Source organism: Candidatus Krumholzibacteriota bacterium, from assembly GCA_034520215.1.
Classification (GTDB): Bacteria; Krumholzibacteriota; Krumholzibacteriia; order Krumholzibacteriales; family WJIX01; genus JAGHBT01.
Window position 1 is genome coordinate 260526 of sequence record JAXHNR010000002.1, and the last position, 12885, is coordinate 273410.

At 47.2% G+C, this 12885-nt stretch carries 8 protein-coding genes; 5 read left to right on the forward strand and 3 right to left on the reverse strand.

What is annotated here, in order from left to right:
* Positions 1-58 precede the first annotated feature (58 nt).
* On the reverse strand, positions 59-3535 hold the full coding sequence (locus tag U5O15_07740; protein ID MDZ7860543.1) for a C1 family peptidase: 3477 nt from the start codon (positions 3533-3535) through the stop codon (positions 59-61).
* Positions 3536-4194: 659 nt separating this feature from the next.
* On the opposite strand from U5O15_07740, the gene U5O15_07745 reads away from it, so the two are divergent.
* The 3 genes from U5O15_07745 (at position 4195) to U5O15_07755 (ending at position 6584) form a co-directional block, all read left to right on the forward strand.
* Positions 4195-4413 carry a NifU family protein gene (locus U5O15_07745; protein MDZ7860544.1) on the forward strand — a complete coding sequence of 73 codons (219 nt, stop codon included), beginning with the start codon at positions 4195-4197 and terminating at the stop codon, positions 4411-4413.
* Between the two features lie 313 nt (positions 4414-4726).
* Positions 4727-5218, forward strand: a complete 492-nt coding sequence (locus tag U5O15_07750) for a type II secretion system protein (protein MDZ7860545.1) — start codon at positions 4727-4729, stop codon at positions 5216-5218.
* A gap of 199 nt (positions 5219-5417) precedes the next feature.
* Positions 5418-6584 (forward strand): dipeptidase, encoded by a 1167-nt coding sequence (locus tag U5O15_07755; GenBank protein ID MDZ7860546.1) that lies wholly within the window; start codon positions 5418-5420, stop codon positions 6582-6584.
* Positions 6585-6670: 86 nt separating this feature from the next.
* Here the strand turns inward: U5O15_07755 and U5O15_07760 are convergent, their stop codons facing one another.
* Complete coding sequence (locus U5O15_07760) at positions 6671-9034, reverse strand: hypothetical protein (protein ID MDZ7860547.1); 2364 nt, start codon at positions 9032-9034, stop codon at positions 6671-6673.
* Positions 9035-9433: 399 nt separating this feature from the next.
* Between U5O15_07760 and U5O15_07765 the strand changes: the two genes are divergently transcribed.
* Positions 9434-10243, forward strand: coding sequence for an ADP-ribosylglycohydrolase family protein (locus tag U5O15_07765; protein ID MDZ7860548.1), 810 nt, complete (start codon positions 9434-9436; stop codon positions 10241-10243).
* A gap of 88 nt (positions 10244-10331) precedes the next feature.
* On the forward strand, positions 10332-11243 hold the full coding sequence (locus U5O15_07770; GenBank protein MDZ7860549.1) for a diacylglycerol kinase family protein: 912 nt from the start codon (positions 10332-10334) through the stop codon (positions 11241-11243).
* Positions 11244-11644: 401 nt separating this feature from the next.
* On the opposite strand, the gene U5O15_07775 is transcribed toward U5O15_07770, so the two are convergent.
* Positions 11645-12838, reverse strand: a complete 1194-nt coding sequence (locus U5O15_07775; protein MDZ7860550.1) for a DUF401 family protein — start codon at positions 12836-12838, stop codon at positions 11645-11647.
* Positions 12839-12885 lie beyond the last annotated feature (47 nt).

The window sequence follows — 12885 nt, forward strand, 5'->3', positions numbered from 1 at the left end:
GTTAACTCGGTCATTTTTCATTAATCCGTGATACTGAATCAAATATCTACCAGACAGGTTACCGCAGATAAATTATCTTCCTGCTCTGCGTGAATTTACTAATTTTGATCCGGCAGAAATAAACCCCTGAAGAAGTTGCGCGTCCTGATTCATCTTTGCCGTTCCAGATAACTGAGTAATTGCCCGGTGTTCGTGTTTTATTTTCAAGAACACGGACAAGGCGGCCGGCGGTATCAAAGATGCGCAGATCAACAGTGCCGGACTCCCCTACTGAATATGTGATCGTCGTTGTTCCGTTGAACGGATTGGGATAGTTCTGCTGAAGGGCGTTGACGAAATTCGGTATGTCATTACCTTCTTCTCCGTCAGTTCCTGTCGTATTTTTAATAGAGAACAGGCTGTCGCTTGTGTCGGCCCCTGTTAAAAGAGAGGGGTCGTAGGCGATTACTCTTACGAGACAGGAATCAGAAAGAGTGGAAGGCACTATCCATTTATAAAGTGAATCGTTCGGCTCTGAGCTTGAAATCACCGAATAATCTCCGCCGCCGTTTGTTGAATAGAAAATGTTTACAGAATCCACGCCGGCGTTGTCAGTGGCGATCCACCGCAGATCGAGTGTGTCGCCTGCTTCCGCTGTTTCCGACCCGTTAGGATATATCACAGTAACATCCGGAGGAATAAGATCTTCACCGGAAGTGCATGCTTCACCCTGTTCTGAATATCCTCCCGCGTATCCTGATGTATTTACACCTGATACACGGTAGTACCAGCAGCTTTCCACGGGGTGATGCGAGAAGCTGGAAGTTCCGGCCGGCACCGAACCGAGAAATAAAGACGCGGCGGGCAAAAATCCGTCGGAAGTATCACCGTAAACGGCGTAGTAATCGAGGTTGCCTTCGGAAAGTTCATCCCAGTTGAGCGAGATAGTAGTATCGCCTGCCGCACTCGCTATGAGATTTTTGACATATTCGGGAGACGCGGTAATAGCGCTTGCCCCCCCGTATAATCCCTGATCCGCCCTGGAACCGTCAGGGTCGGCAAAGGCCGGGTCACCTGCGTCAATCGAGCCGGAATGCAGAGCGAGATGATAGTCGGCGCTGGTTGTGTCGGAATAAACCGGATTTCTGCTGACATTTGTTGAATCGGGAGAAAGTGATACGACATCTTCCGGCGTGTTTCCGAAAGAGTTGTTATATTGAAACGTCAGACTGTCTGTACTGCTGAAGAATATTCCGTTTTGCGAACCGTACGAAATAATATTGTTCTTTATTTCCAGATCGACGGGTGTAGTTATGAAGATGTTGCCTCCGTTATAAGCTGCCGAGTTGCGGTCAAATGTACTGTTTGTTATATCTCCGCCGATCGAAGGCGCGTAAAGCCCTCCGCCCAGCATGCCGGATTCATTCAGATAGAAGAGGGAATTTTCGAAATGACATATTCCCTCTTGAAAGTAGATTCCTCCGCCCATGGAAGCGGCGATGTTCTCAGCTATAACACAATTATCAGTTGTTGTTGGTGAATCAGCGGAATATAAAGCTCCTCCTGAACCGCTGCATTCATTAGACTTTATAGTATCGCCTGAGAGGGTGACCGGGGCGAATTCTGAATATATTCCGCCTCCGTCGGCATACCCCGTGTTGCCGCCTATAAAGTTATCGCTTAAATCAATTGAAGAATAGGAGGCGTAAATTCCGCCGCCTTTCTTTGTGCCGCTGAATGACGGATCCGGCAGAGATCCCGTGATTCTGTTTCCGTTTATTACGGCATCGGACTGGTAGAGGAAAACTCCGCCTCCGCTCTGCGCCTCGCTTGAGGAGATGTCGTTTCCAGATATCATGACAGAGTCTGTGTTAACGCAGGCAACGGCGCCCCCTCCTGAAAAGTTGGTTCCGTTAATGTATCCGCAGCCGGAAAAAGTATTATTTTTTACCACGCAGTAGGGAGCATTGTAAAACAGAATTCCCCCTCCGTAATTTCCGCTTTGCGGGGTTGCAAGCGATGTTCCTGTTCCGCCGCTGAGGGTGAAACCTTCCACACCGCAGGTTCCTGACGGGATCGAGGAGAAAAGAATGAGACTCCCAGATGAATTAAGGGATGTAACGTAGGTGGAAGGGTCGTTGAATTCGAATCCGCTGTCCCATCCGCCGTATATATAAACGGGCGCGGGCACAGATAGCGAGCTGCTGTATGTTCCTTCGGCAACAAATACTGTGTCTCCGCTGTTTGCCGCGTCCAGGGCGTCCTGAATTGAATGGGCCGCCCAGACGGGAATTGAATACGGGTAGGTGTTGCTACCCGAAGAAGAAACATATCTTCTCGGGAGACCTGAAATAGTAAAATCAGCGTCACTGTGATCGTAGCCGCCGACAGATCCTCCATAATAAGCTACTACTTTCAGGCGGGCCGTTTCAACAGGCAGGTTTGAAACATTCCATGAGTAGGATGTGCTCGAGCCGGAAAGGCCTGAGACGATCGTTTCTGAATAGCTGTCTCCGCTGTCAAGACTGAGCAGAATACTTATAGAATCAGCTGCTGAACGGCTTGTCTCCCAGTTTATCTGATACCCCGTGTCTACATCCAGTGTTTCGCCTCCATTGGGATTCTGGACATAGACAAAGACGTTGCTTGGAATGTAATCGATAGTGTATGTTCCGCTTCCTATACTGCATACTCCATATTGAATTCTGCCGAAACCGTTGCTTCCCCAGCCTTCGCCCCAGCTGTTCTTTATTATCCATGCTCCGTTTCCCGCGCATCCGCTGTCGTCCCATCCGACGATTAAGACGCCGTGGTTTGGGCTGTCTGGGTAATCCGCGTTGTAGCAGCCGCTTGTGTAGCTGCCGAGATTATCATGCGCGAAAAGAGAAGTATAGACCGGGCCGTCATTATAGATTGCGGTTTTGATAGCGGTTATTGAATTAGAAACGCTCGAATAATTTGACATTTTAGCGAGAGATTCGCACGACGTCTGAGTGCAGGGGTGCGGACTGCTGGCCAGATAAGGAATGCATGATTCAGCTACCGCTCCGTAATCCATGAAAACGCCGTAGGCGCTTACAGCCCATCCTCCGCCGCATCCCTGATCCCATGAGTTGCAATCCATAACCGCCTGCTCTGAATAGTCTTCTATACGTCCGTCGTATATATAGGTATGAGCTTCCATCTGTGCTGTAGCCGCGAAGGCCCAGCAGGAACCGCAGGAGCCCTGGTTTTTAGCGGGTGTAGTTCCGTTTTGATCTCTCCAGTCAAAAGACTCCGGAAGCGCGACGGGTTCTGAGGGAGAATAGAGGGGGATTCTGCTCTTCATGTGATCAGGTAAGGGCAGGAGCCCTCTCATTTTCTGGTTTTCTTCGTGTGAAAGCCCCGACAAACCGGTTTTCCCCGCTTTCCAGAGCCATCCCTTTTCTTCTATCTCCCGGTTCAGGCGGGCGATCTTTTCTTCCGCCGTCTCTTCGGCTTTTGCTCCGGAGGAAAGGGTGAAAATCGCAAACAGATTTATTACTATTAAAGTTAATATAATCAACCGTTTTTTCATGGATTGTTCAACTCCTCTGTGGTGTTACGTCCTGTTGATGCTTCTCGCTTAAAAGCGGAAAATCTGTCAGGTTGTTATGTTGCAAATAACATACCTGCTTAAATTTCCTGACTATTAAATAGGTTGCAACTCCTGTTTTTTTAAAAAAAGCCTTTTTAAGCGACGAAAAATTTAATAAGTAGATGCTGATAACTTCTGCTTATAAATATAGCACTTTCGAACCTTTTCTTCAAGACGTGGAAAAATAATTTGTGTTAGTACTTGATAAGGGGTTGCTCTCATATATCAGGTCTTTCCCCAAAAATTTAGCAATAAATCCACTAAATCGTGGATTGTCTATTAGTTACAGGGGAAAACAGCTGGAATAAATCTATCAACGTTATTTAAGGCGGCTGATTGATATTTTCAAAACCCTCCGGAGGGCGAGCGGGCAAGGATTTCTGGCCCGAAGGGGCAGAAAGAGCGAGCCCGAGGCGGGAGTGGCGATTTCCTCGCCGGGGAAATCGACAACGATTTTGAAAATATCAATCAGCCGCATACTGTTACAAATCATCGACTACCTTATAGGTTATAAAAATTGAGGAAACTCCACTCTATTAATAGGTTGACAAATTTATCAGCCAAAGTATAATTCATTTAAGATTAAAGGAGCTGAGGATATGAGAGAAAAAGTAGAGAAGATAATAGAACAGATAAGACCTAACCTTCAGGCCGATGGAGGGGATATCGAGCTTGTCGGCATAGAGGATTTTGTGGTAAAGGTCAGGCTCAAAGGTGCCTGCGCGGGTTGTCCCATGTCTCAAATGACACTCGCGATGGGTGTAGAAAAGGTATTAAAAGAAAATATTCCGGAGATTAAAAAGGTTGTATCTGTATAATATTTGATTAGATATAATCTGCCAGCCCGAATTTTGGTTCAGAAAGCGGAACAGACCGGATTATACTTTCCCGTTTTTAATTGAACGAGTGACCCCCGCCCGGTTTTTCCAACGTGTTTCATCTTAAGAGCTTTCAAAGGCACACTGGAGCAAAGACAAACAACCGCGAGTGTGATATCTGTCGCCGTTTATAGTAAATAAGCGGTTATTAATGGGAAGTGTCACGTTTTTTGCTCGTAGTAGATTCAGAAATAATTTGAATTTATCCTTACTCTTCAGGGAGTGCATGATGCGAGGTTCAGGAGGAGTTATATTGAAGTTTGCAAATTTTGCCGAAAAAATCAAAAACGCCGGCAAATTTATCAAGAGAAAAACCGGAATACGCGGGTTTACTCTGTTAGAACTTTTTATCGTTATTGAAATAATCGGATTTCTATCCACAATAGTAATATCCAATTTTTACCGCTCAAAGAAAGCGGCCCAAGTGGCTGTATTCGTTCAGAATGTAAAGAACGTGCAGACAGCGCTGGCTTCGTATTACGCAATGGAGAGAGAATACCCGGCTTCGCTTAATACAATATGGCTTCAGTTCTATAACGGAAAAGTAATAGAGGATTTAGAATATATTGGAGGGGCTACGGCGGATCAGCAGGGGGGATGGAGCTTTTTCGCTAGTAACAGCAAGGATATACAGTTGGCAGGGCCTAAAAGTGGTCAATATGCTATAAGGAGCACCGGAAACCTTCTGCCGTATGCCAGATTTGTTTACGGTGATCCGATAACCTCCGCTAAAATAGTCCACTAGATTTTACGCGTCTGTGTCCGCGACATCATTCTTTCGCCCATTTATATTTTCTTGTCTACTTCACTTGAAGCGGGCCGGAAGATTTACCGTAAGCATAGAGTAAAAACCCAAACCCCTTATAATGGTGCACAGTTAACTCACCGCATATCTCTGTTAAAAAACGACATTTAGATACACTAATCCTGATAAGTGGTGTAGCATGATTCAGAGTGGAGTAAGAATTGGAAGAACGAAGGGGCTGATAATTATGGAAGATGAAAAATTCAGGCCTGTTTTTGACGGACATTGCGATACTGCCACAAGAATAGCCGCCGACACAGATTTCGATATTGGAAAAAGACACACAGACGGCCATATCGATATTCCGCGTATGAAAGAGGGCGGGCTCAACGTCCAGATATTCGCGATTCATACAGACCCCGATTATCCGGAGGAGTTGTGGGAAGAGAAAACGTTCAGGTCTATAGAGATCTTCAAAAGAGCTGTTGAAGCTAACAGCGAAGAGATCAAGACCGCTCTGCGGGGAAGTGATATAGCGAGGGTTGTTGGCGGGGGGAGGATCGCGGCGGTGATCGGTGTTGAGGGTGGACATGTTGTTTCATCACTTGACGCGCTGGAGAGATTGTACGAAGAGGGTGTGCGGTGTTTGACGATAACCTGGAAAAACACCAACACTATAGCGGATTCCTCGGAGGACAGAGAGAGGTGGGGCGGATTGAGCGGGTTCGGGGGTGAAATTATAGAGAGAATGGATAGACTCGGAATGATAATAGATTGCTCTCACGCTTCCCGCGGCGCTTTTTTTGATGTGCTGGAGCATTCTGCCAATCCGGTTATACTTTCACATTCCTGTATGAGCGCGCTCTGCGATATTCCGAGAAACGCGGACGACAGCCAGCTTTTAGCCCTAGCTGAAAACGGCGGTGTTGTTTGTGTTAATTATTTCCCCGCTTTTTTAGAAGAAAAGAGCCACAGGGATATCATGAAAATATGGAGTGTTTACAGAAATAAAAAGAGTATTCTTTCCCGCCGATACGGGGGAGATCCAGGTAGAGCGAGCAATGAATTGCGTTGGGACGCCATTAGAAAACTGCGGAAACTGACTATGCCCGGGCTTTCTCTGGTCGCTGATCATATCGACCACGCGGCCGGTGTCGCGGGAGTAGATCATGTCGGCATTGGATCTGATTTTGACGGAATTCCCCTTACTCCGTCCGGGCTCGACGACGTTTCCTTCCTGCCTGACCTTAGAGATGAACTCGTAAAAAGGGGTTATTCAGCCGGTGATATTGGAAAGATTATGGGCGGCAATTTGTTCAGGGTTACAAGCACGGTATGCGGCTCAGCTCGGTCAAAACCGTCATGATCAGTTGAATCAAGATGCTTTCTAACGAGGAAAATGAAGCGGCGGGAATATTTAAGAGTTTCCCGCCGCCGGTAATCTCAATGGATTTATCTGTTTTTCATCCAGCCGGCATATTCTTTGATTGCTTTCCACTGTCCTTCAGGGTCAAGGTTGGCTTCTTCAAAGACCTTATCGGCCTTTCCGCTTCCCAGATAATGTCCTTGTTTGAAAGCGTGGATGCTGTGGTTTCTGCCATCACGTGATGTAACCCAGCGGTATAATGTAGGCAGAGTAAACCCCGTTATACCCATTGCTTCTCCCGCGAGTTTGTCAGGATAAATTTCCGACTGTTCTTTTTCGGAAAGTCTTGAAAAAAGCTCCGCGCTGCTCACGTAGAAAACATTCATGTTAAGCCCGGCTTCAACTATTCTGGGCAGAACGCCGTTTACAAAGGTGTTCGTGATTCCGCTGCCCTGGAGAACCAGTGTGCCGTGATAGGGTTCTTTTGAGGGATCCGCTTTTCTCATAGCGTAAACTCCCTTCACCGCGGCTGTGACAGGCGGCAGATTAAGAGCTTTTCTGTCTATGATTTTCTCCTTCGGGCGTGTCACGAATGGAGCCAGAATAGCCGGGCGTTTCTTAAGGGCGGCGACAACCATGGGATACATTTCGTTTGGGTCCCAGGGGGTCAGCGTGATCATAACGTCGCGGGGGAAGTTTTCCTGAATTTCCTGCAGGCATTGAGGGTCGGCGTGCGTTGGTCCGTCCTCGCCGGTTTTCAGCCCGGCGTGCGCGTTTATAATCATAAAGGTGTTATACGGAAGGTCCAAGTAAGCCTTCTTTGCCTGCTGTCCGATTCCATGCAGTCTGGCCGTTATATGCTCAAGCGATGTAATAAAAGCGCCGTAGGAAGATCCCGCGCCGATCGCCTTACCGTAAGTGGATATTCCGGCCATAAGCCCGCCCATACAATCTTCGCAGATTCCGCCCGCGGCTATCAGCCTGGAGTCCGGGTTCGAGATCGAGTTGTAATATCCGTCCGGAAAATGGGCGTTCAGTTTGTTTATGCTGGTCGAACCCAGCAGATCCGCCGAAGCGCCTATGAAAGCGCCGGATGTCTTCTTGTTAAGATATCCGAGAGTTTCCCCGAGAGCCGCGCGAAGGGTCTGAGCTGATCCCGGTTCGTAGCTGCACTCGGAAGGGGTTTTGTCATATTTAATTTCATCGGAATAAATAAGGTCGAGATTTACCTTATCATTCCGGCGCTTTCTGTCAATGCCCGAAAGCCGTTTGTCAGCTTCGGCGAGACGGGTTGAGAAAAATTCCGCTATTTCATTGTTCTCTTCGAGAATATTTCTGAAGACGAGCAATGTGTCCCAGAAGTTTTTTTCAATATTCGTCTGAGTCTGTTCCCCCTCGAATTTCGGGAATTTTACTCCAAAGCGTTCTTCGACCGGTTTGAGGACCTCATAATAAGCGTCTGAGCAGAAATCATGACCGGCGCCGTGGGATTTTCTTCCCTCTATACCATATTTCCAACCCTTTACAGTGCGGTAGACGATCGCGGTAGGCTGATCGTTACGGCGTTTTGCGGCCATCTCCAGAGCGGCGTGAATCTGCCTGAAATCCTTGCCGTCTTCCACGGATATAACGTTCCAGTCATGGAGATAACAGAACTCCGCGGGCGTCCACTGAACATAATCTCCGGGCACGGAGCCTTCGCGGCAGACTTTATCGGAATCAATCGAAGACTGATTCCAGTCGACATGAAGAATTGTGTTCCAGAGTTGAGCGCTGGCAGCCGCCGCTAATCCTTCAGAAACGCGGCCCGGGGTCATTCCCCCTTCACCTTCGATAACATGAATAAAGGGCGAGTCTTTCCCGTAATAGTCCATAGCGCCGAACCCCAGACCGAAACTTGTCGGGATACCGACGCCGGAGGCTCCCGTTGAAAGCTTGACAAAAGGTGTCATCGGCGTTGGATGTCCGTCTAAGGGTTTAGCCTTGAATTTATCAAATAACGGCGTTTCCTGAGTAGGATTTCTCCTGAAACCGAGCATATCTTCCATTCTAAGCTGAAATTTCGGTTTGGGAAGGAGGTCGGGATTGCCGGCTCTTGCCGTTTCATTTCTAAGCGCCCACATGGCGTAGAGCCCCATTGCCTTGTGTCCCGCAGCGTATGATATAATATCCGCTTCAAGGCATTCAGGGTCGCCTATTCTATAATTCATCATGGAGAAAAGAACACTTTCAACTATTCTTCCGGATGAAATACTTCCGCCGGGATGTCCCGACTTGGGGACGAAATTGTATAAAATTCCGCATAGAGTTCGGTATAGTAAATCGTAGTCTTCGAATGCGGCAGACGCGTCTTCTGAAAAATTTGATGGCGCCGCGTCTGAGCCTATTTCAGCGTAATATCCGCGTCTGGGCCCGAAATTCATTTTCTTGATAGATGAGTCAGCAGCCAAAATACTCCTCCGTTGTTGAAGTTGCGGGTAAATAACTTAATGTGTAAAGGTGTTAACTTGTACCTGTCAAATCTCTTTATCTTGAAACAATAATATAAATCATATAAACGGTAATTGTCAACCGTGATGCGGTGGTTTTGGCTCCAGGGGTTTATCAGCGGGGGTTTGCCCGGCTTGATCTTTACAGTTTGATTTACCGGAGTAAGATGCTATACTTTCATTTGTCGCGGAAGGAGCAGACGGTCGCTCCGCTTTAAAAGAAGATAAGATCATCAGTTATTAACAGCGGGTTTCCCCTGAGGAAAGATCGAGGATTGAAAATTCTGGTTAAATCCAAAGCAGATTTTTTATTAACCGTCGACAACTGGGGATCTGTAAAGGGAAGGGATTTGCCGTTTTATGATAGGAGCGATAGCGGGAGATATAATAGGTTCTGTGTATGAGCACAGCCCGATTAAAACAAAGGATTTTCCCCTGTTCAGCGAGAAATCCCGTTTTACAGACGATTCTGTTCTTTCAGTTGCCGTAGCACACGCTATTACGTCAAAATCTTCATATAAGAAGGCTGTCAGGGAGATCGGAAACCGTTACCCTGAAGCCGGCTACGGAAGCACATTTATACTCTGGCTTTTTTCACTTATTGAAGATTCATACAACAGTTGGGGAAATGGAGCGGCGATGCGTGTTTCGCCGGTGGGCTTTGCTTTCAAAACAAAAGCGAAGGTTTTAAAGGAAGCGGAGAGAACGGCAGAAATAACGCATAATCACCCTGAAGGTATAAAGGGCGCTTGCGCTACCGCGCTCGCGGTATTTCTGGCGAAAAATGGAGCGGACAAGGAAGTGATAGAAAGTGAAATCGAGCGGGAGTTCGGTTATGATCTCGATAGAACTGTGATGGATATAAGGCCGGGTTACAGCTGGGAATCATCATGCCAGAAGACAGTGCCCGAGGCTATTGTCTCTTTTCTCGATTCTGTTTCCTACGAAGACGCTGTCAGAAACGCCGTGTCTCTTGGAGGAGACAGCGACACGCTGGCCTGTATCGCCGGAGCGATAGCTGAAGCGTATTACAGAGATATACCGAAGGAGATCTTACTGGAAGTCCGGAATCGCCTGCCCGATGACTTATGGAAAGAATTGAGGCGGTTTTACATAGAATATGGAATAACTGAAATTGCAGGACGGCTCAAGAAAGCAAACACGTTATGAAATATATATCAGCGGCATCAAGCCCTGTTATATTAGAATACAAGTGTTCACCCGGCGGAATTTACCGCCGTAAGATGTTAATATGGGAATGATCATGAAAGATGTCCTCGTAGTACATAACAGCGCGTCCGGAAATCATAAAACGCCTTATTTGAAGAAAGTTCTCGACAGGTATTTCAGCGCTCCCGAGTTCAATTACAAATTGTATGAAGTGACAGGGGGAGAATTGATTGAGGATGTTGTGCGGGATCACGTAAAAAGGGGTTACGATTTGATTGTCGCCGCCGGCGGCGACGGAACGATCTCGGCGGTCGCGGGCGGACTTGTGGGCGAGAGAGCGCCTCTGGGAATCATACCTGTCGGCACGGGCAATATGATAGCGAGGGAGCTTAGGATACCGCTTAACATAAAGCGTTCAGCGGAGGTAATATCCTCGAGACACACTATAAAAACAATAGACGCGATGCGGCTCGGCAACCGGACTTTCATACTTACCATAGGGGTGGGTATAAGCTCCCTGGCCGTCAGAGATCTGACCAGGAAAGACAAAAGCCGTTTCGGGCTTCTCGCCTATGTAGGTTCCGCTTTGAAACATATTGTCAAGTTCAAGCCGCACGACTTCACCTTGACAGTGGACGGGGAGAGGATGAAAATCAGGTCGCCTGAAGTCTCTGTTTCCAACGGAGGCATAATCAGCGACATGATACTTCCGAAAGGACTGGGTATACGGATTGACGACGGGGCCGTCGATGTCTGTTACGTAAAGGCGAATTCAGTTAAAGACTACCCCGCCCTCATGCTTAATGTTCTCGGCAGAAAACCGACCGGTTCAAGGATATGCTGCCTAAAGGCGCGCAAAAAGATCACAATAGACGCCGAAAAAAAAATAACCGTTCAGGCGGACGGCGAAGTGACGGGAGAAACTCCAATTACCGTAGAAGTTATTCCGAGCGCTTTCCGTGTTATCGTCCCGGAGAATGCCGGGAATCACAGAGGTTAGCTATATTAATTCAGATTTGATTCTTCTTCCATTTCACGGGGGCTTAGAGCCTTCGAGACCCGGGGCGGCCCTTTTCGAATACCAGGATATTCCCCAAGAATTAACAATGAATCCACTGAATTGAGTATTAGTTACAGGGAAAAACAACTGGAATAAGTCTATCAACGTTATTTAAGGCGGCTGAATGATATTTTCAAAACCCTCCGGAGGGCGAGCGGGCAAGGATTTCTGGCCCGAAGGGGCAGAAAGAGCGAGCTCGAGGCGCAGAGCGTACAATTCCCTCGCCGGGGGAATTGACCACGATTTTGAAAATATCAATCAGCCGCATACTGTTACAAATCATCGACTACCTTATAGGTTATAAAAATTGGGGAAACTCCAATTTTCGAATACAACTTGATTTATGTGAAAATCAGTGATACCGCTGCAGCGGCTGCAAGACAAATCAAGGTGATGGGAAGAAGCTTCTTATAGAAATATTTAAGGGTGGAATCAAAAAATTCAAGTGAAACGGAAACACAGGGATGAATCGGTGATATTATGTATCCCATGAAAACGGACAGGAAGATGCAGCTGAATACGATGTATCCAATATGTCCCGCGCCCGTTATGGAAAGATAGATGGGCAGTATAATTGCCACCGGTATTTGAACACGTCCGGTAACAAAACCTAGAAACGCGCCTACAATGACGACCAGGAAATGACGGGATGAAACGGCGCCGGCTATAATAGCTGAAATATTTGATGCCACAAAGGTGTTTAGAAAGAGAAACATCCCGATAATAATCATGAAATATTTCCAGGGTTTCATTTCCCTTATTACCGGCGCCATCTTTCTCAAAGGGAGTTTGCCGATAATAACCGCGAGGAAAAGGCTGCAGACAACTCCTATTACAAGTGGTATTTCCTGCATCAGAGAAGGGAAGAGAGACATCAGGGAAACATGAATAACGGGAGCCGCTATAATAATAACGATGGGACTGAGCATCTTTCTCGGGTTTATAGTTTTTTCCCCGGGCATGTTTCCTTCGATACCCCGGAGTAGAAAGACCCAGCCGAGAATGATCATAAGAAAAAATGCCGGCAAGAGAAACACCATCGCTTTATAAAGATTGAGCTGGGCGATCTTGGTTGTGACCAGGAGAGGTCCGAGCGGGTAAATAAGGACCAGCACGTGTCTGAACCAGATATTTATCGAGGCGAGCTGTTCATCGGTTATATCATCTCCGGCGCGCCGGACCAGCGGCGCCGACAGCAGGGCTCCGCCGGGCATCGGAAGCATTCCGAAGAAAGCGGGCCCGGATATCAGGAAGAGTTTTCTTTTCAGTTTCAGATTTGAGACCAGAGAGTTCATCAAACCCGATTTTTCGAGCACCCCCCCTATAAGCGGAATAGTCCCCACGGAAAAAGCGAGAAGGAGTATTGACGGATCCGTGACGGTTCGCGCGATTTCATTATATATCTCTCTTGCCGAAAGGTTGAAAGCTCCAAGCACAATTGCTCCGGCTATAAAGCCGAGAGGCAGGTTCTTCCTGGCCACGCCGATCATCACTATCAGAGATAGAATGAATCCCGCCCATATAGTTATATTCATTGACCTGATCCTTTAGCCCGAATATTCCAGGTAATTTATGAATTAAA